Genomic DNA, 25,708 nt, shown 5'->3' with positions numbered 1-25,708 from the left:
ATTAAAAAGAATAGTGAATACTCAGATATGGTTCCATGGAAAGTACTAGTTATTGATGACGAAGAAGGAATTCACGGTATCACCCGTATGGTATTTCGTGGCTATGAGTTCGAGCAACGCCCTATTGAGTTGATCAGCGCAATGAGTGGTGCTCAGGCACGAGACCTTCTTGTGCAACATCCTGATATTGCATTGGCGCTGCTCGACGTTGTTATGGAAACAGATAGCGAAGGCTTACAATTAGTCGAGTATATTCGTAATGAACTGAATAACCGTGACATCCGGATTATCTTGCGCACAGGCCATCCCGGTTATGCTCCTGAAGCACAGGTGGTTGTTAATTACGATATTAATGACTACCTGAGTAAAGCGGAGCTATCGGCGTCACGATTACTCACCTCGGTTGTGGTCGGGTTACGTTCATATCGGGATATCAGAAGCGCCCGCGTACAGCAGTTTAATGACAGCACGTCGTCGTTTCCGGATCATCAGATTGTTGCTGATCAGTTGCAACGACAGATGGCGCCGATTTTAAAACAAAGTCAGCGTTTACAACAATTTGATCTCAACCCGGTGGCACAGGACATTACCGTTAACCTGCATGCTCAACACCAGCGGTTGGATAATAGTATTGGCCTGTTAAATAATGCCGATCAGCCTTTCCTGAGCGAATTTATTGAACTGGTAGATTTGTTAAACGACGTGTTACATATTTTTTTGCCACAAAGCCGACGAGACGGCTGGCTACTGGATTACCGCCTGGACAATCGCTTACCGGCGCAATTAAAAAGCGATCTGAACCGCCTCAAACAATTATTGATCAGTGCCGTTGAGTTAGCCATTTTATCGGCCGATGGGCATGATATTAAATTAACGCTGCAACCCGCAAGGCAGTCTGGTTATCTGATGTTGAGCGTGGAGCAAGACAGCGGCCTGCCAGTCTTTACGGCAACACCCTGGTCTCACTTGCTACAACAATATTTACAGCGATTAAGTAATGAGTTACAGGGGCAATTAATAGAAAGGGATGAAAGCGGCACTATTCATTGTTTACTGCCGTTGTGATAATAAAAAGCAGCGGTGCTTGCAACACCGCTGCTTTACTACTTCTCTTTTGCCGGTATTATTGAGCGTGTGCTAACTCCTGCAATTCCCTGATGGCGACAGCGAATATTGCAAAATTTGGCTGAGGAGTACTACGAATTTCACTGAGTAAACGCTGCCAGCGTTTCATCAACGCATCACGACTTTCCAGCCACTGATTTACCAACAAGTCGCCCTCTTCCGTTTCTGCACCGGTCTTCAACACATTAACGGTAATAGCCTGCTGATGTTTAGTCAGATCTTCACGGAAACCATCCCGGGACATCGACTCCCAATGGCTGTTCGCTTCAATCTCTTTGATCTGATGATCAAACCAGTGTAGCTCCAAGCGGTCACCCAAATTAAAGTGAATCTGTGCGACCCGCTCAATTGACTGCCCGGTTTGCTCTGCTGCCTGGATAATACTCAACAGTGAATACAGGTTATCGGCCCCGGCAACAACGCTTGCCAACGCCGTTGGCACGCCTGCTGCAACCAGTTCATCATGTTTTTGCTGCCAACGGGCGCGTGGTTCACCTTTCAACAGATCTGCCATCTGATTACTGATTTGCATGCTACCCGGACGGAATTGAGCAACCGCTGCACTAACATTTATCTTGGATTTCTGCTGACGCAGGAACCAATAAGTAGCGCGACGAATCAAACGAATCAGATCCGCCATCATCTGTTGTTGCAGTGCTGAGGGTACCTGGTTATCGAGTGCTTCAATATCAGACCAAAGCTGATCAATTCCAAACACATCCCGGGCGATAACATAGGCAGCCGCAACATCCGCTAAACTGGCACCACTAATCTGACACAGGCGCTCAGTAAAGGTAATCCCCATACTGTTAACCATGCCGTTAGCCACTTGCGTTGCGATAATTTCACCACGCAGGCGGTGGTTTTCAATCTGCTGATTGAATTCTTTTACCAGACGCTGCGGGAAAGCCGTAAAAATAGCGCGGCTCAAATAAGCATCCTGGGTGATGGATGGCACATTAAGCTTCTCTTTTAACTCACCTTTGGTATAGGAAATCAATACAGAGAGTTCCGGACGAGTTAAGCCTTCGCCTGCTGCTTTACGCGTCTGCAATACCTCATCAGAAGGGATATATTCGATCTCACGATTTAGTTTACCTTCTGATTCTAAGCGATTGATAAGTAGTATATATTCATCAATAGAGCGGCGCGCATGAGTATGCGCCACGCTGATCGCCTGGGCTTGTTTATAATTGTTCTGCAATACAAGAGAGCCAACTTCATCGGTCATCTCACGTAGTAAAGCGTTACGTTGCTTAACCGTCATATCACCGTTTGCTACGACTTCGTTGAGCAATATTTTGATGTTCACTTCGTGGTCGGAACAATCAACCCCACCGGCATTATCGATAAAGTCTGTATTGGATTTACCGCCATGCATACCAAATTCGATACGGCCCTGTTGCGTAAATCCAAGATTGCCTCCTTCGCCCAGTACCTTGCAGCGTAATTGGCTACCATTGATACGCAGGCTATCATTAGCTTTGTCGCCGACATCCGCGTGTGTTTCGTGAGTCGCTTTCACGTATGTGCCTATACCACCATTCCAGATCAAATCAACAGGTGCTTTAAGCAGCGCTGTGAGCAGATCATTAGGCGATAAGCGGTCGGCACTAATATCAAAACGCGCTTTCATTTGTGGTGAAATATCAATCCACTTAGCGGCTCGGGAGAATAACCCACCGCCTTCCGAAATCAGTTCGGCGTTATAATCTTCCCAGCTTGAACGCGGCAAGGCGAACAGTCGTTGACGCTCAACAAAGCTGCTGGCGGTATCTGGCGTAGGGTCGATAAAGATATGTAAGTGGTTAAAGGCTGCACATAGCTCGATTTTATCAGACAGCAACATACCGTTACCGAATACATCACCCGCCATATCGCCTATACCGATTACGCTAAAGGCTTGTGTTTGCGTATTCAGTCCTAATTCACGGAAATGTAGTTTGACCGATTCCCATGCTCCTCGTGCGGTAATCCCCATGCCTTTATGGTCATAGCCTTGTGAGCCGCCCGATGCAAATGCATCGCCCAGCCAAAAACCACGATCCTCCGCTATTTTATTAGCGATATCCGAGAAGGTTGCTGTGCCTTTATCCGCGGCTACCACAAAGTAAGGGTCATCTTCATCGTGACGAACCACGTCAACAGGCGGTACTACTGCACCACCGACGAGGTTATCGGTAATATCCAACAACGCACTGATAAAGATCTGGTAGCTGGCGATCCCTTCTGCCATAAACGCTTCACGGTCACCGTTTGTTGGTAGTTTTTTGGCAACAAAACCGCCTTTAGCACCTACCGGTACGATGACTGAGTTTTTTACCTGCTGTGCTTTCACCAGCCCCAGTACTTCGGTACGGTAATCTTCTAAACGGTCAGACCAACGCAAACCACCGCGGGCTACTTTGCCTCCGCGCAGATGCACCCCTTCCACCCTTGCTGAGTAAACAAATACTTCAAACATCGGACGTGGTAATGGCATCGCGTTAATTTTGCGCGGGTTCAGCTTAAAGGCGAAATAATCTTTCAGCTTGCCGTGTTCATCACGTTTGAAAAAGCTGGTACGCAGAGTGGCTTTAATCAACTCAAGGAAGCGGCGTAAGATCTGATCGTCGTTGATATTCGCTACTTTATCCAACGCATCAATAATGCTGCTTTCGATACGATCAGCCAGCGCCGCTACCTTAACACTACTCTGTCGGTTAGGTTCCAGACGGGCACGGAATAACGCTACCAACAGTTTAGTGACCTGAATATGGCGCGCTAATGTACCGGCTATATAAGGCTGTGAAAATGCAGAGCGAATTTGCTTGCTGTAACGCGCGTAGGCTCGCAGCATGGATACTTCACGCCAGCTGAGGCTGGCACCAATAACAAGATGGTTAAACTCATCATTTTCGGCATAACCGCTCCAGATACTGGCAAAAGCGTTGTGGAAAACGTCTTTTACTTCATCCAGTACAACAGGCTCAGCACCTTGATAAATCAATGTGAAATCGTGTATCCAAAAGACCTTGCCGTCATTACGATTTATGGCATAAGGGTGCTCGCCAAGAACCTGCATTCCCAGGTTTTCCAGCACCGGAATCACTTCAGAGAGTATTAATGGCTGATCCGCAGTAAACAGCTTGAAGCGTAAAATATCCTGGCTTTGTTCAAGAACACGGTAAAAACTCATCGTCACACGCGTATGACTATTGAGTTCTTCGATACGCTGGATATCAGATGCTGCACTGGTGACTTTAAAGTGTTCCCGATACGCGCTGTTAAAGGCGTTACGATACTTGTTTTGGAGATGATTGCCCTTCTCTTCACCACAGGCATCCATCAATGCTGTATGTAGCTCATCACCCCAATCTTGTGAAATATTGATCACTGCGGATTCAAGTTCGGCCAGGTCTACTTCAACCGGATTATCCGGATCTAAACGCAGGACGAAATGGACTCTTGCGAGGATCGATTCACTGAAGGTCGTTGTAAATCCTACATCACTTGAACCACACGCTTTTGCCAACAGCGCCTGAACCTTCATACGTAGTGCCGTATTAAAAATATCGCGCGGAACATAGTAAAGAAAAGTAGCAAACTGGTTACAACGATCCTGGCGATATAACAATCGAATACGGCGGCGATCATGCAGGCTAAATATGCCTACAGATATTTCAAGCAATTCATCCTCAGTAGCGAGCATCAACTCATTACGCGGCAGATCATTCATGATCTGCATCAGTTCTTTACCATTGTGACTACGACTATCGAAACCAGCGCGCCTCAGTATCTTTTCTGCTTTGCGTTGCATAACAGGTATGGTGGTGATGGATTCCGAATACACAGGTGATGTATATAGTCCGTAAAAACGGCATTCCCCGATGACATTTCCCTTTGCATCAAAACGCTTAATATTCACGCGATCCATGTAGGCAGGACGATGCACGCGCGAGTATTGCGCATCTTTGGCAAACATAATCACGCTAGGCTCTAGCAATAGTGCCTGCTCTTCTTCGCTCAAATCATCAATGGCGCATTCTTTGAGTTTGTCTGGCGAATTTTTGGTTTTAAGTATGCCTAGCTCGCAACCAGGAACACGGCTAACTTTACCATCAGCGATGCTGATTTCGTCATAACCTAAAAAGGTAAAGCGGTTATTCAGCATCCAGTTAAGAAAAGCCAGTGCGTCCTGTGCCTGCTCTCCCAGATCTTGGGAAACAGGAGAAAGCGCAGATAACTCGTCTAACAAGGCATGAGCGCGAGATTGCATCTTCGAAAAGTCTGTAACAACGGTATTTACTTGATTAAGTACTTGCTGCAAAGATTTGAGAATAGCTTTTAGTTCAGCCGCATCACTGGTGCGATCGATCTCAAGATATATGAGCGCTTCCGCAGATGCGTCCTTATCAGAGGCATCACATAACTTCAGTAATTTACCATCATCTCTCCGGGTCAACATAACCTCGTTAAGGATGGTATGGATCACCAAACCACGTCGATTAAGTTCAATTCGCACGGAGTCGACCATAAACGGCATATCAGACTGCAAAATTTCAATAACAGTATGCTGTGCACGCCAGCCATGTTGTTCTAAATCAGGATTGTAGACGTGTATTTTTGGTTGTTTAGCATCAAAGTTTTGCAGGAACTGCCAGCAAGAAAGTGTTGCACCATACAAGTTATCCAACGAACGCTCACTTATCTCTTCTTTCGTCGTTGATTGATAATATTGATATGCAAAACTGGTTACAGCAGCCACGCTATCGGTAGGCAATTTCGAATTGAGTAGATCAACGAGAGGAGCCAGCAATGGATTGTTGTTGGAGGCTTGATCAGGCATAGTTATTTATTTTTTAACCCAGTTAAGATGAACGGTTTAGCTCTGTAACGCTAAGCAGTTTAGGCGTTACAGAGCTTATGATTTAGCACGTATTAATTGTTATCTTTTAGCAGGAGAACAGAGCATTTAGCCCGTTCCGCCACTCTGGCAGATACTGAACCCAGAAAAAACTCATCAATTTTAGAACGATGATGCGCCGGCATAATCACCAGATTAATTTCTTTAGCAGTAATGTAATCGACAATCGTCTCTGCAGGAGAACCTTCGTATACACGCAGTATTGGATGGACTCCCTCCGGCATCACTGTATGTGAGTAATCCTGTAATTTACCGGCTATCTTTTTTACCGCGTTAATGTGGTCTTTTTCACTAAAATAGGCCGCGACAAATGAATTAGTAAAGCCGGGAACAACGGTGAGCAAGTGTAACTCAGCTCCGTTGTCCTCTACTTCTCGCAGTGCCAGTTTCAGCGCTTCTTCTGCGAAAGCGGGTTCATTCAGATCAATGGGGACGAGTACTTTTTTAAACATTGCTCATACCTCTTATAAACCTGATAACTCACTGCGATAGCAAGTTACCAGGTGATTTATAGGACAGCTTAGCTAGCTTCTAGCTAGCATTTGCCGCATTACTTATCGCTGCTGAAGGCTTTTTACGGCGACGCTGCAATAAGACAATCAATGCAAATATGGCCATTGCGGGTATGTACATCCACTCCTTAGCAGGCTGTGCTTGTGGCACATCCACCGCCGTAATAACCTGATCAAAATCCAGTCCGGCTTTTTCTGCAGCGCTGTCAAACCCAATGGAATCAACAATCGTCTTACCGTTCTTGGTTAGCAAACCTAAGCCTGCTGACTCCAATCGTGATGCCCCATCTTCGCCCTCACCTAATTGCATACTGGCCATAAATGAGCGGTCGTCACCCACCGCATCTTCACCCTTAATCCAGAGGCGCAACTCAGTTCCAGCCACCATTGAGTCTGCCGCCTGAAGAAGCTCTGTCGGTGCAATTTGCTTATGAGGCGGTACGACTTGATCCATCCAGAAACCCGGACGGAAAAGCGAAAATGCGATTAAGATCAACACCAGTGACTCATACCAACGGTTGCGCACGATAAAGAACCCTTGCGTGGCCGCAGTAAATATCAGTATGGCGATAGTAGCTACAATAAAGACCATTATCCCTTGAAGCCACGTCACATTAATCAGCAAAAGATCCGTGTTGAAGATGAACAAGAAAGGCAGAACGGCCGTACGCATACTGTAGTTGAAGGCAACAAACCCGGTACGAATCGGATCACCACCGGACACCGCTGCCGCGGCAAACGACGCCAAACCGACCGGCGGCGTTACATCAGCCATAATACCGAAGTAAAATACGAACAGATGAACGGCAATCAATGGGACGATCAAGCCCGACTCTTGCCCGAGGGTGACCACGACCGGTGCTAATAGCGAGGACACTACAATATAGTTAGCGGTCGTGGGTAATCCCATCCCCAGAATCAGACTCAATATGGCTGTCAGAATCAGCATGAGTAACAAGTTACCCATCGAGAGAATCTCAACCAAATCAGCCAGTACAGAGCCCACACCGGTTTGCGATACTGCTCCCACAATAATACCGGCGGTGGCCGTAGCGATACCGATACCGATCATGTTACGGGCACCGACGATCAGTCCGTCAATCAGTTCGTTAGCCCCTCTTCTCAGTTGTGTGCCTATCCCCCCTTGGTGGCGAAAAAATGCCATTAACGGGCGCTGTGTCACCAGTATAAAGATCATCAGTACGGTTGCCCAAAAAGCAGAAAGCCCCGGAGACAAACGTTCAATCATCAAGCACCATACCAGTACCACTACCGGCAATAGAAAGTGCAGACCGGATTTAACCGTTGGGCCCACTTCAGGAAGCTGAATCATCGGAGAATCAGGATTCTCTTTTTTCAGATCAGGTACGGCCGCTGCATAACGCACTAAGTAGAGGTAAGTCACTGTTAATAATGCAGCAATTACCCATCCGGCATATTCACCGAAGGTAGGCTTAATCCAACCAATGCCATAGTAAACGACAGCGGCAATAACAGCCGTCACCATAAACCCGGTCAATAAACCGATCACACGCAGGTGCCAGGGCTTAATCGCGCCACGACGTGGCAGACCCTGCATATCCAGCTTGAGTGCTTCCAAATGCACAATATATACCAGTGCAATATAAGAGATCAGTGCTGGCAAAAAGGCATGGGTAATGACATCTACATAAGAGATACCCACATATTCAACCATCAAAAATGCTGCAGCACCCATGACCGGCGGCATAATCTGTCCGTTAACAGAAGACGCCACTTCAACGGCGCCTGCTTTTTCAGCGGAGAAACCAACACGTTTCATCATCGGAATGGTGAACGTACCGGTGGTGACCACATTGGCAATGGATGAGCCTGAAATCAGCCCTGTCAGGCCTGAAGCAACGACCGCCGCTTTAGCCGGACCGCCACGCATGTGACCTAATAACGAGAATGCGACCTGTATGAAATAGTTACCTGCTCCTGCTTTATCCAACAGTGCGCCAAACAAAACAAACAGGAATACAAAACCGGAAGACACGCCAAGCGCAATACCAAAAACGCCTTCAGTGGTTAGCCATTGGTGATTGACAAGCTCTTTAAGTGTAACGCCTTTATGGGCAATGATATCCGGCATATAAGGGCCGGCCAGTGAGTAGGTCAAAAATACAATCGCCACGATCATCAATGGCGGACCCAGTGTTCTGCGTGTCGCTTCGAGCAATAAGATAATCCCGGCAACAGAGACCACTAAATCCTGCGTATTGGGAAGGCCTGGGCGACTCACGAGTTGCTCATAAAACAGGAAGATATAGGAAGCACAAAAAGCAGCCACAACACTGAGTATCATATCGTTAAGTGGGACACGATGGTGTGGTGAGTGAGCAAGGGCCGGATAGGCCGTAAATGCCAGGAACGTAGCAAAACCCAAATGAATAGCGCGGACTTCGGTGTCGTTGAAAATACCAAAGCTGCCGATAAGAGGCCAATCATAAAAAGGAAGGGGTGATGCTATCCATAGTTGAAAAAGTGACCAGACGAGCGCGGTGCCTAACAGTAGTTTACCCTGCCAACCGTGCGGGATACGTGCGCCAGTATCACTGGCTGCGACCATTTCCTGGAGTTCTTTTTCATCGAGTGCTGTTTGCGTGTTTTTGTTCTGTTTGTCTGAATCCGTCATATTCATCTCCCAACACTGGAATCAGGAATAAGAAAGAAGGGATGCTACACATCCCTTCTTTGGCTAGTTGAAAATTACATCCAGCCTTGTTCTTTGTAGTAACGAACAGCGCCTTCATGCAAAGGTGCAGACAAACCGTTAGCAATCATCGCCTTAGGATCTAGGTCAGCAAACGCTGGGTGCAGCTTTTTGAAACGATCAAAATTATCGAATACAGATTTAACCACCAGGTAGACAGTATCAGCGCTAACGTTAGCCGATGTCACCATTGTAGCGGCGTTACCAAACGTTGCTACGTCTTTGTCGGTACCCTCATACATGCCGCCTTTGATGATTGCTGGCGCGTAGAAAGCATTTTCAGCGAGAAGCGTATCGATAACGCCACCGTTTACCGGGATCACTTTTGCTTCGCATGACGTGGTTGCTTCTTTGATGGCTCCGGATGGATGGCCTACAGAGTAAATCATGACATCAATTTTGTTATCACATAACGCCTGAGCCTGTTCAGATGCTTTAAGCTCTGCTGCCAGCTTGAACGTATCCTTCGTCCAGCCTTTTCTTTCCATCAGTACTTCCATCGTACCGCGAGTACCTGAACCCGGGTTTTGCAAGTTGACACGCTTACCGGGTAAGTCATCAAACGTTTCGATGCCTGAATCGGCACGGGCAACTACAGTAAAAGGCTCATTATGTACAGCAAACATGGCGCGCAAGTCTGTAAATGGTCCCTGTTCTATAAATGATTCATGGGTCGTACCTTCAAGCGCATAGTTCTGCCAGTCTGACTGTGCCAGGCCCATATCCTGCTGATTCTGACGGATTGCATTAATGTTAGCCACAGAACCACCCGTTGATGGTGCTGTACATTTAATGCCGTGCTCATCTGTACCACGGTTAACCAAACGGCAGATCGACTGACCAACAACGTAGTAAACTCCCGTCTGACCACCGGTACCGATAGTTACGTATGTTTGTTCGGCTGCCATTACGCTAAAAGAAGCGGCTAGGCCAACAGCTGATGACAGCAATGTCGTAGCAAGTTTATTTTTAAGTGACATGGTAATCCTTCTTATCGTTATATTCCCGTTTGGGAAGTGCATGAAGTAAATGCGTGAAGTACATTTCAGCCTTGTATGAACTGAGCGTTGCCTGGTAAACACCATGCAACATGACTTCTTGCTCCTCTACTTGAGGAGATATTTACACGATACGAGAAACAACACAGGCGGAAGACCGCCTTCCATGCCAATAATACCTCCTGGCGTGCCAATTTAGTAAAATTAAGCACTTAGCTAGGTTTTTCATCGGTAAAACACAGTTTGATTGTGCTTAAGTAAGGTCAAATACAGCTAAAGCTTCATTCTTATTAGTGCTTAGAAGTGATATTGCGGAACAGGCAGCTAGCATAGCTGCCCGGTATAATTTATTACCACTCGCGCCACTGCTCTGTTAAGTCTTCTTCATAATCATGGCCTGCATGTGCAATGACCAAACTGATCAGCGCACACAGATCTTCGCGCTGATGAGTTTCCAGCAGTTGATGCTGATGTTTTTCATTAAGTATATTGAGTGTTTTCACCAGTCGTTCAACCTGAGATGAAATCCAGGCAAATTCGGACTTGTGCTCACTGCCGTCAACAGCATTGATAAACGCTGTGAGGATCTGATCACACTCGTCGACATCTTTCTTTTGATAAGCCGGCTCATCGTCATCTTCGATGAAGTCGTACATCCAGTGAAGCAGATACTTCTTTTTCTCTTCTATTTCAGTGTTCATTGCTAACATCTTCCGGCGATATTGTTTGAAATGCTGAATGACAGCGATAGACTGACAAGCCCAATGAATTATATCAGTCTAAATGTTCACTCAGGTAATCTAACAGCACCCTCACTTTCGGGGACAGGTGGCGGTTATGCGGATACAGTGCCCAGACCCCTTCATCTGATGGCTGATAGTTTTCTAATAACGCAATCAACTCACCGCTTTGAATATATTCCTGCACATAGTAGTCGGGCAATTGAACAATCCCCAATCCTTTTAAGGCGGCATCTAATAAAGCCAATCCACTGTTATAGCTGAGACTGCCATGTGTTTTGATATTACGTTCCTGGCCTTTCTCCTGAAAACGCCAATATTCAAGCGTGCCCTGTAAACAATTATGATGCTCCAGCTCCGATACGAGGTGAGGTTCACCATGCGTTGATAGATACGCATGAGAAGCACAAACAAACAGACGACGTGAAGAAAGACGTTTAGCCATCATACTGGAGTCTTCTAGCTTTCCCAGACGAATAGCCATATCAAAACCGTTTTCAATCAGATCGACTTTTTGATTCGTAAACTGGCAATACACTTCAAGATCAGAATACTGGCTGACAAAACTATTAATTAATGGCGCAATTTTACTTTCACCGTAGGTCGTCGGTGCTGTTATTCTAAGCTTACCGCGCGGTGCACTTTGCAGATTACTGAGTGCACGCTCTGCATTCTCAAGACCATCTAGTACCTGGCGGCAGTGCTGATAGTAGATCTCCCCTGCTTCCGTTACTGATACCTGTCGTGTGGTACGGTAAAACAGCTTGGTTGCCAGCCGACTTTCCAACGCACTCACTTGGCGGCTCACTTGCGCAGTAGAAATACCAAGTTGCTTCGCGGCGGCGGTGAAGCTTTCTTTTTCGGCCACAGCAACGAACTCAGTGACACCTTCCCAATTAAACATGATTCAAGCTACACATTATTACCAGCTCGTAAAAGTGATTTGATAAAATGCTAGATTATAAACATCTGAGAAACAACTACACTAGGCTCATCATCATTAAATTAACAACCAGCTAAGAGAGTCGACCATGAGCGGAAATATTATTAAATCAAAAGCGGCTGTTGCCTGGGCTGCAGGCCAACCCCTCTCTATCGAAGAAGTCGATGTAATGCCTCCGCAAAAAGGAGAAGTCCGTGTACGCATACTTGCCTCGGGCGTGTGCCATACCGACGCTTTCACTCTGTCGGGCGATGACCCTGAAGGTATCTTCCCGGCAATTTTAGGTCACGAAGGTGGCGGTATCGTTGAATCAATCGGCGAAGGTGTCACTAGTGTTGCTGTCGGTGATCATGTCATTCCTCTGTACACGCCAGAGTGCGGTGAATGTAAATTCTGTAAATCCGGTAAAACCAACCTCTGCCAAAAGATCCGTGAAACACAGGGCAAAGGCTTAATGCCGGATGGCACGACCCGCTTCTCTATCAATGGCCAACCTATTTATCATTACATGGGCTGCTCTACTTTCTCTGAATACACCGTATTACCTGAAATATCGTTAGCAAAAGTTAATAAGAAAGCGCCACTGGAAGAAGTCTGCCTGCTGGGCTGTGGTGTAACCACCGGTATGGGCGCGGTCATGAATACCGCTAAGGTTCAGGAAGGCGATACGGTTGCTATTTTCGGTATTGGCGGTATCGGTTTATCGGCGGTCATTGGCGCAACCATGGCTAAAGCCAGCCGAATTATTGCGATCGATATTAATGAAAGCAAATTTGACCTGGCCCGCCAGCTTGGCGCTACCGACTGCATTAACCCGAAAAACTACGATAAGCCTATTCAGGAAGTGATTGTAGAGCTAACCGATGGCGGCGTTGATTTTTCCTTCGAATGTATCGGTAATGTTGATGTGATGCGATCTGCTTTAGAGTGCTGCCACAAAGGCTGGGGTGAATCGGTCATTATTGGTGTTGCCGGTGCAGGACAAGAGATCTCGACCCGTCCTTTCCAGCTCGTTACCGGGCGAGTCTGGCGTGGTAGTGCCTTTGGTGGTGTTAAAGGCCGTACAGAATTACCTGAATACGTTGAGCGCTATTTAAAAGGCGAATTCAAGCTGGATCATTTCATCACTCATACGATGGGGCTTGAAGGCATCAACGACGCGTTTGATCTGATGCACGAAGGTAAAAGTATTCGTACTGTGATTCACTTCGATAAATAACCGAGCTAATGCAGCGGCCTTTTTGTAACGGATAACTCTACATTATCCAGGTGCACGAAAAGGCCCTACGGAGTGCTGTATGACAATAGAAAACATAAGCCGTAATAAAAGCTTTGGCGGCTGGCATAAGCAATATAACCACCACTCAACACGCTTAAACTGCCAGATGCGCTTTGCTATCTACTTACCTCCTCAGACACTGACGGGCGCTAAAGTACCTGTGCTGTACTGGCTGTCAGGTCTAACCTGCAGCGATGAAAATTTTATGCAAAAAGCCGCTGCTCAGCGTATTGCTGCTGAATTGGGCATTGCCATTGTGGCGCCGGATACCAGCCCACGTGGTGACGATGTCGCTGATGATGATAGTTATGACCTGGGCAAAGGTGCTGGCTTTTATGTCAATGCCACACAAGTGCCATGGAAAAGCCACTATCAAATGTACGACTATGTCGTGTCGGAACTGCCTGACCTCATCGAAAAGACCTTTCCGGTGACTCAGCAGCGCGCGATTGCCGGACACTCCATGGGAGGACATGGCGCTCTGACGATTGCCATGCGCAACCCGGAACGATACTGCTCCGTCTCTGCATTTAGCCCCATCAGCAATCCGATGAACTGTCCGTGGGGAGAGAAAGCTTTCTCTGCTTATTTAGGCAAAGATAAAGAAGCATGGCGTCAACACGATTCCAGCGAGCTGATGCGCTCGGCAACACAGCATGTACCTGCGTTAGTTGACCAGGGTGAAGCCGATGATTTTTTGGCTACGCAGCTTAAACCTGAAGCATTGCTGGCGGCAAGCCAGGCAAGTAACTACCCGTTACAACTGCGCCACCATGAAGGCTATGACCACAGCTACTACTTTATCGCCAGCTTTATTGAGGAGCATCTGCGTTTTCACAGTGAATATTTGAAAGCCAGATAAACAGTAAGCATTATGCCTGCACTCAACAACCTACTGGATAAATGGGTGCAGGCTGGTTTTCTGGATATTTGCCAGCAGCCTTTTAAATCATTATTCCGTAAAGCTATCAAAATATTTTCTTTTATAACTAAAACTCTATCGCTCATAGTAAATCAATATTAGCCCTGTACCACTGACTCCGTATAATGCTGCCATTCATAGCGGTGTTGCCTGCTCAAAACTGACTACACCCTGTATTTAACCTCCATTTCACAAGAATGATAGGTTTTTTTTCTGATTGTTTACCTACACTCTATTTACATTCCGGGAGCCTAAGATGAGAGCTAATCCGCTCGCTCTACTACCTCTATTGTTATTTCTGACCTTGTTTATCGGCAGCGGTGTTTACTACCAATCAGTGAATGCTGAATACGCTTTTTATCAGATCTCTGCACCGGTAGCGATCTTGCCTGCAATTGTTCTGGGATTACTGCTGAGTAGCGGTGATCTGAACAAACGTCTGGAAACCTTTATCAAGGGTGTAGGTGACAACACCATCATCACGATGTGTCTTATCTATCTGCTGGCCGGCGCTTTTGCCAGCGTTGCCAAAGCCGTTGGCGGCGTCGACGCTACCGTGAATTTCGGTCTGAGCATTATTCCATCAGAATTGGTACTGCCGGGTCTGTTCGTTATTACTGCCTTTATTGCCACCGCTATGGGCACCTCGATGGGAACCATCGCGGCGATGGCACCTATCGCCGTTGGGCTCACCGAAGTCAGCGACCTGTCTCTGCCCCTTTGTATCGGTGCGGTCGTCGGTGGTGCGATGTTCGGTGATAACTTGTCGATTATCTCTGATACGACCATCGCCGCGACCCGCTCTCAGGGCTGCGATATGCGCGACAAGTTCCGTATGAACGTTAAGATCGCCGTTCCTGCTGCTCTCGTTACCCTTGTCTGGTTATACCTGCAGGGAGTGAATGCAAGCATTCCCCAAGCGGCAGATTATGAATTGATCAAAGTGCTACCCTACCTCGCTGTACTGGCGCTGGCATTATCCGGTATGAATGTTTTGCTGGTACTGTTCAGCGGTATCGTGCTGGCGGGCGTAATCGGCCTGGCTACTCTGCCTGATTATGCCATCGCACAGTTCTCCAAAGATATCTATGCGGGCTATACCGGCATGCAGGAGATCATGATTCTATCGATGCTCATCGGCGGGCTGGGTGCGCTGATGAAAGCACAGGGCGGATTAGAATTCCTTGCTCAGCAGATTGAACGTTTAACCACGAAAGGCCAGAACAACGCCCCCAGTACGCGTGCGGGCGAAGCTGCCATCAGCGCCGCCGTGGCACTGACTAACGTCTGCACCGCCAATAACACTGTCTCCATCATTATTTGCGGCAGCCTGGCCAAAGATATCGCCCAGCGCCAAAACGTTGATCCCCGCCGTAGCGCGTGTCTGTTAGATATCTTCTCCTGTGTTGTACAGGGGCTGCTACCCTATGGTGCTCAGGTATTACTCGCCGGATCCATCGCCGGACTATCGCCATTGCTGATAATCGCTAATATTCACTACAGCTGGTTGTTGGGGCTGGTTGCACTAGGGACTATTATTTTCAGAGCAAAATCTTCAGATCAGGAAGACCGCACGCTGGACGCGCTGAAATAACAGGATAACGCTTTAACAAAAGGAGGTTAAGAGTTCAGGTCCCTAAAGGCGTTGAGTTTAGACACTAACGCTGTTGATATATTGGAACCAACAGAAACACAACGACAGTTGAATATCAGGGAACTGGAAGTAGAACATGTCATCGTTGAAGTCGAAGAAATGCTTCCTGTTGGTTGTATTCCTCCTGACGATTTACCTTCACTGGGTGATTATAGAATATGCCTCACTGGGTTACCGGCTATAGCGGCCCAAATAGATAGCAGATCCTGTTTGGTTGCACAATTACCTCGGATCTAATTGGCAACCAAGGTCCCAAACATCGCTGTTGGCTGCGAAGTATTTACGTTGCTGACACAGCTAAGGGTAGCCTAAATCTATCCATAGATTTACTCGATTGTTAATGCGGTTACAATGGCACAATAATAACAGGGACTTTGCTTTCCTGTAATACTCGCTGCGCCGTTGAGCCCAAGAAGAGTTTCTTTAGGCTAGAGTGAGTGCGCGTTCCCATAACAATCATATCGACACCAAGGCGCTCCGCCTCTTCAATAATTACTTCTTCAGGTCGCCCCTGCATTACCAAAGCTTCCGGATAACCTTGCGGATATTCAAATCCATCAGGCAGCTCCTGTTGGCAAAAAATTTCAATGCGATGCTCAATTTTTTTCTTCAATGATGTAAGGCCATCCTCATTAATTTTTTTCAGCGCTCCCTCTGATAAATGCTGAGCCATCATCTCCTCAGTCGTCTTCCCTATTGGCTCAAGAACGTTGAGGAAGGTGATATGAGCCTTATTATCAAACGCCAGCTTTGCAGCCAACCTAAACACTTCACGTGAGTTTTTGCCAAGATCTGAAGCGTACAAAATATGATTTATTTCGGGTAACATCGTACTAAACTCCATTGTAATTATTATTTACTTCATTTATAAAGCGCAGTATTTTGTGAATATATAAGTCTATATACATCGTCTAATTTCAAATAATAAACGTACTTTATCGAGAACAAAGACCGATTAGCGAAAACTAATCGGCCAAACTAGTCGTTTAAAAAAGTAAACGTTAAATCCTGATTTAATTCAGAATTCCGATTTCACGATAATATTTTTCAGCACCGGGGTGTAATGGCATATTAAGATCATCAAACACTGTTTTCAAACTGATATTACGTAACCAAGGTGATGTCTCGTATTGCTCTTCCAGATTTTCCCAGAAAGTTTTCGTCATTCGATAAATCATCTCATCTGGAACATCTTTATGTGTTCCGATACCAACGGTCACACCCAAAGTATATACATCTTCCGTATTCAATTGGTTTTCACCATAAGTACCGACTTTAAGTTTGTAGAACTGATAACCGGGTCTATTGATAAGATTTTTAACTTCTTCATTATTCGCAATATCTTCTTCCGGAATACCAATAAACCGTATCTTATTAGTCAGAGCTATCTGGCTTATGACGGGGCTAGGTGCATTTGTTGGATTAAAGTAAACATCAAGATTTCCGTCCTGAAAAGCCTGCGCCGCGGAATCCCATCCTAGTTTAACCGATGTATAATCTTCACCGGGTTCGTACCCAGTGACTGCTTGTATCATTTTTTCTACAGTACGACGAGAAGCGCCACCCGGTGGGCCCGCAAATACTCGTTTCCCTTTAATACCTTCAAGGCTTGTTATACCCGAACTTTCATAAACTGTTCCATGGTAGAAGCCCATTGGAAAATTGAGAACGGCACGTAGATTTTCGGATAAACTCTTCGCATCTTTTATTTTTTTATACATCGCTTCCTGATTTTTCATCAAATGCACGATGATTGGTGAGGACATATAAAAATCTGTTTTTCCTTTGGCTGTGTCTAACTGGTGTTTAGTCGCAGCTCCGGTGGCATTTACAACAATCGAATACTCAGGAATGTTCTTATTTATGGTAGTCGCAAAAGTTGTCATCACCATATAAGGACTAGTGCCTGGGCCTAGCGTTGACATACGAAAGGTTTCGGCCACAGATGCTTGTATTGCACTACACGACAACAGCAAACCAAGAAAACCTGACAGCATTGCTCGTCTTTTATTAATCATTAAAAACTTCATTAAGTACTCCTTTTTATTTTATTTTATTTTACTTACAACAAAAGAACTCTTTTTCATATTCCTTAAACACAAAAATATAACCAAAGCAACCGCCGCTGATTGCGCCATGATAAAGGGAGAAATTGCAGCAAACCCCGTAGCAAGATATAACCAGCGAATGGCTTCTTTAGTGCTGAAACAAGCTGAGATAAGATATATAGCCGATACAGTGGTAACTAACGCTATAACCAGAGAACCGATACTAAAACTATCAGTTATTAGCAATAGTGATGGTTGATAGACAAAGGCAAACGGTATGAGGAATCCAATGATAGCTAACCGAAGAGAAGTAATACTCACTTTAATAGGATTTGCCTGAGCAATAGGCGCCGCTGCAAACGCAGCCAACGCTACCGGTGGCGTTACGGATGAAAGTACCGCGTAATAAACAACAAAAAGGTGCGCAGCGATAGTATCAACGCCTAGCGCTTCCACTGCAGGCCCCATGACCAGGATAATAATTAAATAAGCTGGCACAGTAGGCATCCCCATACCGAGCACTAAACAGCCTAAGGCCATCATGATTAACGAAATGAACAGACTACCTTCCCCTACGATCTGAATCGCTTCAGCAAAGCGCAGCCCGAGTCCTGTGTTATTCATTACAGCAATGATAATCCCGACAGCAGCAACCGCCACGGTGATGGTCGAAGCAGACTTGGCGCCGTTTACCACCATCTGCCATAAACGATTCGGCTCTCGCAGTAGCTGTGGTTCAATTATCAATCCAAGTACCGAAGCAGCGATAACCGCCCAAAAACCCGCCAAGGCCGGACTGCTACCATTAATCATCAGCACTACAATCAAACCTAAAGGAATCACAAACGGCAGACACTTTAGTTTCTCTTGTGTCGTCAGTGGTATCGTGGCTTCATCTTTCTTTGAGCTCATACCCAAGCGGTTTGCCTCACAAGAGATAAAAGCGAATAGGCTAGCGTAATAGAAAAACGCTGGGATTAGCGCAGCTAAACAGATATTAAGATAGGAAATCCCTGTAACATCAGCCATGATGAAGGCCACTGCGCCCATAATAGGAGGCATTAGCTGCCCGCCACTGGAAGCAACCGCTTCAACAGCGCCCGCAAAACTGGCAGAGAAGCCACGTTTCTTGATCATCGGAATAGTAATAACCCCAGTTCCTACAACATTGGCAACCGCACTTCCGGAAATTGTGCCAAACAAGCCACTTGCTAGTACCGCAGCATGGGCATCACCACCGGCAAAGCGGCGCGTCAGGCCAAATGCCAGTTTTAACAGCACATCACCTACACCCAATGCTTCTAGTAATGCACCAAATAAAATAAAAATCAGAATCGTCGAGGTAACAACGGCGATCGGCCTGCCAAATACCCCATCGAAGCTATACCAAACAGTGATCAATAGCTCATTGATATCGATACCTGTATGCCCGACCGCACTCGGTAAAAAATTGCCATAAAGTGCATAAGCAAACACAACCGCACAGACGATAACTAGTGGTGTCCCAACAACCCTGCGAACTAACTCCGCAAGCGCCGTTAAACCGATCAATGCATAGATAATGTCTATGTTTTCCAGTTCGTACAGCCCGCTCTCTAGCTCCTCTGCCACCCAGAAGTAGCGGTAAGTCGCTGCTGCGATGCCGGCGATTAATATTAAATCAAAGAGGCGTCCATACCAGGATCGCTGACTCGCAATACACTTGGCATAGAGAAGAATGACGGATGCAAGACAAAAGGTACCTACACGTATAAGGGTATCATCATAGATACCCCATCCTGCGGTATAAACTACAGAACTTACCATGACAATAAAAAGTGGAGCCGCTATCCATTTGCCAACCCCTCCTTTTATATCGAAAAAATTTCTAGAAAACATAGTTCTACCCTGTTTTATTATTCTTAGAAGTCATAAATTACTTAGTCATTAATAGCGCTTACCACAACCCAAACAGGTAGCCCCTGGAGTGGGCTTTCCCAGTTTGTTGCGCAACCGTTTCATTACTTACGGTGGTTCGGATTTTCCGGTGACGATACCAATCGTAGAGCGCTGCTTCCATTTCTACGCAGACGTCTCTATGACTCTCTTTTTCCGCTAAATCGATCTGCTCCTGAGGATCATTTTTCAGGTCGAATAATTGCGGACGAAAGTGTTCATAATGGATATATTTCCAACGCTCATCTGTGATCATGACTGCACGTGTCTGATCTGGAGCTAACGCCAATTCATTGCGCGCTTCGCGCCACGCATAATCAGCCTCACTAATCGCATAGCGGCGCCACTTAGTCTTGTCTGACTGGCCGTTAATCACAGGTATTAACGAACGCCCTTCCAAGATGTGCGAACAGGGTTCGGCACCAGAAATATCAAGAAAGGTCGGTAGCAGATCTATAGCTTCAATCAGGCGATCATCATTCACCCCGCGAGTGCTCTCAGCAGTGCTTCTAGGGTCGTGGATAATCATCGGAATACGCGCACTAGCTTCATGGAAGAGCTCTTTTTCACCCAACCAATGATCGCCCAGATAGTCACCGTGATCTGCTGTAAAGACCACTACAGTGTTGTCGTATTCTCCAATTTCTTTAAGGTAATCAAATAAGCGCTTCAGATGGGTATCCAACTGAGTTATTAGTCCCATGTAAACTGGGATAACGTTTTCGCGCACTTCCTGACGGGAAAAATTAACGGATTCATGATGGGTCATGAATGCTTCAATCACCGGATGTAAATTATCTTTTTCTGCTGTTGTAGCGTTACAAGCCAGCACATCATCAGCGGAGTACATATTGTGGTAGGGTGCCGGAGCTATATAAGGCCAATGAGGTTTAATGTAACTCAGGTGCAAACACCAGGGCTCATCCTTGGTCTCACGAATAAAGTCTATCGCGCGGTTAGTCGTGTAAGCCGTTTCAGAGTGCTCCTCTTTTACACGCGCAGATAAATGACTGTTTCGCATATACCAGCCACTTTGCACATCGCCGTTCTCATCCTGTCCTGAATTAGCATATTCATGCCATGGATTATCTCCCAGATAACCCTGCTCTCGTAAATAGCAATTATAAGCGAGATCCGGTGACACGCTCTGGTCGGGGTGAAGTCCGTCATCACGTTCGAACGGCTCAAATCCACATTGGCTGACCAATACTCCCCGAGAGGACTCGGGATCTATACCAAGACGCGCCATACCTTCGGCATCTTTCTTCATATGGGTTTTACCTACAAGTCCAACACGATAGCCCTGTGGACGAAGATAATCCCCGATGGTTTTTTCCGACAATTTTAAAGGTACATTATTGTAGGTTGCGCCATGAGAGCTGGCGTAACGGCCGGTATAAAACGACATTCGAGAAGGCCCGCAAACGGGCGCTTGCGTATAAGCACGAGTAAAATTAATACCCTTTGTTGCAAGCTCATCAATGGTTGGGGTTTTTATTGTCGGATGACCGTTACAGCCTAAATAATCAGCTCTTAGTTGATCCGCCATGATAAAAAGAATATTGGGTTTGCTTGGCATAATATAAAAACACCTTTCTTATTAGGTTACAGATCTTCCAGCCAGCGCATTCGGTTTTATTAACAGGCATGTCAAACTAAGCGAAGGACTGAAATATAATCAGACTATATATAAACTTGATATAAGCAGAACTTTGCATTTCACTCAGTGAAACGGAGGCAGTAGCATTTGACGCAGAGAGTTAAGGATCTAGATTTTTTTCATTAGCTTGGCTAGCTGGACAGCACCGGCGCGCAGGCTAGGGTATAAATGATTGACAATTTCATCTTGACCTACAGCTCCCTGTGGCCAGGCAACTGATAATGTCGCTGTTACATTTTCTTGATCAAACACGGGAACAGCAATCGCCTCAATGTATTGTCCACTATTAGAAACAGTACCAAAGAAGGCAGGCTCTCGCTGCCCATAGCCCTGGTCTTTAGTTTGTTGCAATAACTTGTTCAACCAAATCTGATCATGAGCTAACTTCCCTTCTTTACCTCCAGCAGATTTAAGACCTGAAATTATCTCTTGCATCTCGTCGCTTGGACAAAAAGCAAGATAAGCTCGACCAATGCCCGAATAAAGAAAGGGAGGGCGTACCCCTAAAACCTCTCTGTTAAGGCTAAAGGCAGCTAGAGGTCGGGTAGTTTCTATAATTTTCATCGCCAGGCCATCTCGCTTAGAGATATCTACAGGCCAAGGAATCTCGCCCTGTAACTTTTGTATAATTGGCGTAGCCAGCTCCACTATAGAATCTGAAGAATCGATATTGCTGGTAATCGTCTGCAGGGTATACGACAGCCGATACTTCGAATCACCTAATGCTCTATATACCCAACCAGACTCCTGCAAGGTTTTTAGAATCCGCAACAAAGTTGCTTTATTGATAGAGGTTTGGTGATGTAGGTTTGCCAACGTAGTAGGCGATTTAACCCGTAGCACATCCAGTACCAACATAGCCCGAGATACAGCATCAATTGACTTGACCATATGTTTGCATCTCCTTTTTGCCGCAGTGAGTTCAATCAGCGTCAGTAGTAGGTACTTTATCTATAAACCTAATGGAGCAACTTCAATAATTGCCTAATTAGATCATAATGTTCACCATGCAGCGAATAAGCCGCATAGGCTCTCATTTCAATTAACGGAGCATCTGTTACAGGATAAAGCCTTCCCTCTTTAATCAAAGAGACAACCACTGCTTCCGGCAGGTAAGCAGCCCCTCCGCAACTGAGCATCAATTCCAAGGCAATTCGACCACTGTTTACTCGAACGGGTGCCAGTGGGCGTTGTGGAAATAACTTTTCGTGTTGCCGGTTAAAAGCCGTTCCCCATTCCACTCTTACGTATCCTTTTGCAACGGCTTCATCCGGCAACTGATTGCCACAACTGGATACCAGCTGGAGTTTTACACTTTTTACTTCTTCCACTCTAAAGTCAGCCAGCTTTGGTTGTTCATACATGAACCCAATATCAATTAGGCCACGATCAAGCTTCTCAACAACCCGTAATGGTGTACTTTCTTCAGCCCTTAGCCCCACATTTGGCATCTGACTGTAAATATTACTCAGCCATTCTTGAAGAAAAATATCCCACAAGCTTGATACACCAGCAATAACCAGACGCTTATTCAGGCTTGCATTTAAGGCAATATCTTCGTATGCCCGCTCCCATGCATCAATAATAAATCGAGCATGGCGTTCCATACGCTCACCCTCAGGTGTTAGGCCTATTTCGTGATGGCTACGAATAAACAACGACAGCCCTAACTGCTGCTCCATCTGTTTGATGCGAGCACTCACTGTAGATGGCGCGACACATAGGTTATCAGACGCCTTGCCAAAATTTCGGGTGCGCGTAACTTCAAGAAAAGTTTTAAGCAGTAAAGTATCCATAATCAATCTTCAGCTTTTTTGTTCATTATAGCCAGTATTTTTCGCTTTTCAGCACACCGGATATTTATTAGTGTTTGCCTCTGCCATGTGGGTGTTCCAATCACGCCTGTAATCGTCAGCTTATAAGTCAAACAATTTAAACCGCCGGTTTTAAAGCAAACGGGCACTTTAGAGAATTACAATGAACCGATGGATACTGCAGCTGCTACCGTTTCTTGTTTGGGGACGACAATTAAAAATACAGAACATTATTGATGATTTGATGGCCGGTATAACCGGTGCAGTTATCGTCCTACCACAGGGAGTCGCCTATGCGTTTATTGCGGGCCTTCCTCCAGAATACGGACTGTATACCGCAATTATAACCCCTGTTACTGCAGCACTTTTCGGCTCCTCCTTCCACCTGATCTCAGGCCCAACCGCGGCTATCTCTATCGTAGTGATGAGCGTCGCAAGTGGTATAGGAGATCTAAATCTGAGTCAGTATATTGCCGCCGTGTTGACCATCACCCTGCTTGCAGGTCTTATACAACTAGCTCTGGGGCTGCTTAGAATGGGCGCAGTGGTTAACTTTATTTCCCATACAGTAGTGATCGGTTTTACCGCAGGCGCCGCGGTTCTGATTTCCGCCAGCCAACTCAAACACTTATTCGGTGTTACTGTACCCAATGGCCTTTCTTTTACGGAAGGCATGAACCAGTTAATCGGTCAACTTGGAGACACCAACCTATATTCCGTGTCTATCGGCATCCTGACGCTGGTTTCAGCCCTGATTGTCCGAAAGATCAACAAAAAACTACCGCACCTGTTAATCGGTATGTTGATAGGTAGCGTTAGCTGCCTTGTATTGGACGGTGCCAACAATGGCGTATCTCTGGTCGGAGCATTGCCTGGCACGCTGCCTCCGTTTTCAGTGCCTGACCTGTCGGTGGATACCGTTCAATCACTTGTCTCGGGCGCTTTCGCGGTCGCTCTCTTAGGTTTGATCGAAGCCGTTTCCATCGCCCGAGCTATCGCCATACGCTCACACCAACAGATCAATGGCAATCAGGAATTTATTGGCCAGGGGCTTTCCAACATTGTAGGCAGTTTCCTATCCTGTTACCCCGGCTCAGGATCATTCACCCGCTCGGGGGCAAATTATGACGCTGGTGCCAAAACGCCAATGGCCGCTATCTTTGCAGCGGGTATCTTGGCTCTGATTATCGTGACTGTTCCTGGCATAACCACCTACCTGCCATTACCCGCTATGGCTGGGGCTATCCTTTTGATTGCTTGGAACCTAATAGACTTTCACCATATCAAGCAGATTCTAAAAGCAAATAAGAGTGAAGCATCTGTTCTCATGATAACGCTATTATCTACACTGCTTATCGAGCTAGAGTTTGCTATTTATATAGGCGTTTTTATGTCGTTGGCCTTTTACCTTAGACGAACTTCTAAGCCAACAGTCATGGACGTAGCACCCATACAAAATCACACGAAACGATCTATTAAAAACATTAATCGTTACAACCTGGAACAATGCCCGCAGTTAAAAATCATTCGTATCGACGGCTCATTATTCTTTGGTGCTACCGACCATATACAAAGAAAGATTCGTCAATTAACCAACCACACAACCGAAGCCAACTTTATTTTGATCATCGGTAAAGGTGTTAACTTTATTGATGTAGCAGGAGCCGAGATGCTAATTCAGGAAATAAATAGATTAGAGCAAAAGGGAGGAGACATACTCTTTAGCTCATTCAAAGGGACGGTAATGGATGAGCTCGATAGGATTGGTTATCTGGATAAACTAAATAAAAAACGTTTTTATGAATTCCCTGAGTCTGCACTGAGGGAAGGTATCGAAAGATTAAATACGATACGTTGTCAAAACTGTACTGCCAATATATTTCGTGAGTGCCCCAAAGGATAGTGAGTGCATAGATTTGATGCTTATTGAGCCTTCTTTCACCACCTTCATAGTCACGTTAAGCGGGAAAGCAATAATACACACAATAAATGATCACCTGAGGATGTAGCGTGATATAAATTGAACAGATCCATCACGTCGCATATCGCTGTAATGGCAAAAGAAACCATTGAGTTCTATCCGGATATGCTCAATATGGAATTAAATCTTTAGAAAGCTGCTTAGTTGCGCAGTCTGATATCGAATTCGAATTGCCGGCCACCATTGCTGACTACACCGATTTTTACACCTCGATTCACCATGCCACTAGCGTCGGTAAATTGTTCCGTCCCGATAACCCGTTACTGCCCAATTACAAATGGGTACCGATTGGCTATCACGGTCGTTCATCCTCGATCGTCGTATCTGGCCAGACCTTCCATCGTCCGGTAGGAAAAACCAAAGCACCTTATGCTGCAGTCCCGTCGCCAGGCCCCTGTAAACGTTTGGACTATGAGCTTGAGCTGGGGATCTATATAAGATGGGAAAAACTAGAGAA

The 25,708-nt window shown here is 46.0% G+C and carries 18 protein-coding genes and 1 pseudogene; 7 read left to right on the top strand and 12 right to left on the bottom strand.

The genetic code is table 11. The annotated features are described in order from the left end of the window. The first annotated feature begins 27 nt into the window (after nucleotides 1–27). Nucleotides 28–1,065, top strand: coding sequence for a response regulator (locus BM099_RS08880; protein WP_090726923.1), 1,038 nt, complete (start codon nucleotides 28–30; stop codon nucleotides 1,063–1,065). A 58-nt stretch (nucleotides 1,066–1,123) separates the two neighbouring features. Here the strand turns inward: BM099_RS08880 and BM099_RS08875 are convergent, their stop codons facing one another. The 6 genes from BM099_RS08875 to BM099_RS08850 all read right to left on the bottom strand — a co-directional run bounded on the left by BM099_RS08875 (nucleotide 1,124) and on the right by BM099_RS08850 (nucleotide 11,919). Continuing rightward, entirely contained in the window at nucleotides 1,124–5,953 is a 4,830-nt protein-coding gene (locus BM099_RS08875; protein ID WP_090726921.1) for an NAD-glutamate dehydrogenase, read from the bottom strand. A gap of 92 nt (nucleotides 5,954–6,045) precedes the next feature. After that, nucleotides 6,046–6,483 carry a universal stress protein gene (locus BM099_RS08870; protein WP_090726919.1) on the bottom strand — a complete coding sequence of 146 codons (438 nt, stop codon included), beginning with the start codon at nucleotides 6,481–6,483 and terminating at the stop codon, nucleotides 6,046–6,048. A 79-nt stretch (nucleotides 6,484–6,562) separates the two neighbouring features. Then, the gene (locus BM099_RS08865; protein WP_198064118.1) at nucleotides 6,563–9,199 is read right to left on the bottom strand and encodes a TRAP transporter permease; all 2,637 of its coding nucleotides are present in this window, start codon (nucleotides 9,197–9,199) and stop codon (nucleotides 6,563–6,565) included. Between the two features lie 74 nt (nucleotides 9,200–9,273). Then, nucleotides 9,274–10,257, bottom strand: coding sequence for a TAXI family TRAP transporter solute-binding subunit (locus tag BM099_RS08860; RefSeq protein ID WP_090726917.1), 984 nt, complete (start codon nucleotides 10,255–10,257; stop codon nucleotides 9,274–9,276). A 368-nt stretch (nucleotides 10,258–10,625) separates the two neighbouring features. Then, the gene (locus BM099_RS08855) at nucleotides 10,626–10,976 is read right to left on the bottom strand and encodes a hypothetical protein (protein ID WP_090726915.1); all 351 of its coding nucleotides are present in this window, start codon (nucleotides 10,974–10,976) and stop codon (nucleotides 10,626–10,628) included. Between the two features lie 73 nt (nucleotides 10,977–11,049). Beyond that, nucleotides 11,050–11,919 carry a LysR substrate-binding domain-containing protein gene (locus BM099_RS08850; RefSeq protein WP_090726913.1) on the bottom strand — a complete coding sequence of 290 codons (870 nt, stop codon included), beginning with the start codon at nucleotides 11,917–11,919 and terminating at the stop codon, nucleotides 11,050–11,052. A gap of 127 nt (nucleotides 11,920–12,046) precedes the next feature. On the opposite strand from BM099_RS08850, the gene BM099_RS08845 reads away from it, so the two are divergent. The 4 genes from BM099_RS08845 (at nucleotide 12,047) to BM099_RS20295 (ending at nucleotide 16,050) form a co-directional block, all read left to right on the top strand. Beyond that, nucleotides 12,047–13,177, top strand: coding sequence for an S-(hydroxymethyl)glutathione dehydrogenase/class III alcohol dehydrogenase (locus BM099_RS08845; RefSeq protein ID WP_090726911.1), 1,131 nt, complete (start codon nucleotides 12,047–12,049; stop codon nucleotides 13,175–13,177). Between the two features lie 79 nt (nucleotides 13,178–13,256). Beyond that, nucleotides 13,257–14,099: an S-formylglutathione hydrolase gene (gene fghA, locus BM099_RS08840; protein WP_090726909.1), complete on the top strand. Its 843-nt coding sequence runs from the start codon at nucleotides 13,257–13,259 to the stop codon at nucleotides 14,097–14,099. A gap of 316 nt (nucleotides 14,100–14,415) precedes the next feature. Further along, nucleotides 14,416–15,753: a Na+/H+ antiporter NhaC family protein gene (locus tag BM099_RS08835; protein ID WP_090726907.1), complete on the top strand. Its 1,338-nt coding sequence runs from the start codon at nucleotides 14,416–14,418 to the stop codon at nucleotides 15,751–15,753. A 51-nt stretch (nucleotides 15,754–15,804) separates the two neighbouring features. Next, the gene (locus tag BM099_RS20295; protein ID WP_143083753.1) at nucleotides 15,805–16,050 is read left to right on the top strand and encodes a hypothetical protein; all 246 of its coding nucleotides are present in this window, start codon (nucleotides 15,805–15,807) and stop codon (nucleotides 16,048–16,050) included. 109 nt (nucleotides 16,051–16,159) lie between these two features. On the opposite strand, the gene BM099_RS08830 is transcribed toward BM099_RS20295, so the two are convergent. The 6 genes from BM099_RS08830 to BM099_RS08805 form a co-directional block, all read right to left on the bottom strand. Further along, the gene (locus BM099_RS08830; protein ID WP_177201128.1) at nucleotides 16,160–16,642 is read right to left on the bottom strand and encodes a universal stress protein; all 483 of its coding nucleotides are present in this window, start codon (nucleotides 16,640–16,642) and stop codon (nucleotides 16,160–16,162) included. Between the two features lie 184 nt (nucleotides 16,643–16,826). Further along, on the bottom strand, nucleotides 16,827–17,843 hold the full coding sequence (locus BM099_RS08825; RefSeq protein ID WP_090726902.1) for a TAXI family TRAP transporter solute-binding subunit: 1,017 nt from the start codon (nucleotides 17,841–17,843) through the stop codon (nucleotides 16,827–16,829). Nucleotides 17,844–17,861: 18 nt separating this feature from the next. Next, nucleotides 17,862–19,739 (bottom strand): TRAP transporter permease, encoded by a 1,878-nt coding sequence (locus tag BM099_RS08820; RefSeq protein ID WP_090726900.1) that lies wholly within the window; start codon nucleotides 19,737–19,739, stop codon nucleotides 17,862–17,864. Nucleotides 19,740–19,797: 58 nt separating this feature from the next. After that, the gene (locus tag BM099_RS08815; protein ID WP_090726898.1) at nucleotides 19,798–21,375 is read right to left on the bottom strand and encodes a sulfatase-like hydrolase/transferase; all 1,578 of its coding nucleotides are present in this window, start codon (nucleotides 21,373–21,375) and stop codon (nucleotides 19,798–19,800) included. A gap of 189 nt (nucleotides 21,376–21,564) precedes the next feature. Continuing rightward, complete coding sequence (locus BM099_RS08810) at nucleotides 21,565–22,347, bottom strand: IclR family transcriptional regulator domain-containing protein (RefSeq protein WP_090726895.1); 783 nt, start codon at nucleotides 22,345–22,347, stop codon at nucleotides 21,565–21,567. A 68-nt stretch (nucleotides 22,348–22,415) separates the two neighbouring features. Then, entirely contained in the window at nucleotides 22,416–23,252 is an 837-nt protein-coding gene (locus BM099_RS08805) for a LysR family transcriptional regulator (RefSeq protein WP_090726892.1), read from the bottom strand. Nucleotides 23,253–23,433: 181 nt separating this feature from the next. Here BM099_RS08805 and BM099_RS08800 point away from each other — a divergent pair, with 181 nt between their 5' ends. Both BM099_RS08800 and BM099_RS20915 read left to right on the top strand, forming a co-directional pair. Next, nucleotides 23,434–25,173, top strand: coding sequence for a SulP family inorganic anion transporter (locus tag BM099_RS08800; protein ID WP_090726890.1), 1,740 nt, complete (start codon nucleotides 23,434–23,436; stop codon nucleotides 25,171–25,173). A 206-nt stretch (nucleotides 25,174–25,379) separates the two neighbouring features. Next, nucleotides 25,380–25,688 (top strand): annotated as a pseudogene (locus tag BM099_RS20915) (fumarylacetoacetase); the annotation flags it as partial. Nucleotides 25,689–25,708 lie beyond the last annotated feature (20 nt).

It is taken from the genome of Neptunomonas qingdaonensis (genome assembly GCF_900113275.1).
Classification (GTDB): domain Bacteria; phylum Pseudomonadota; class Gammaproteobacteria; order Pseudomonadales; family Balneatricaceae; genus Neptunomonas; species Neptunomonas qingdaonensis.
This window is presented reverse-complemented; position numbering and strand designations above follow the sequence as displayed.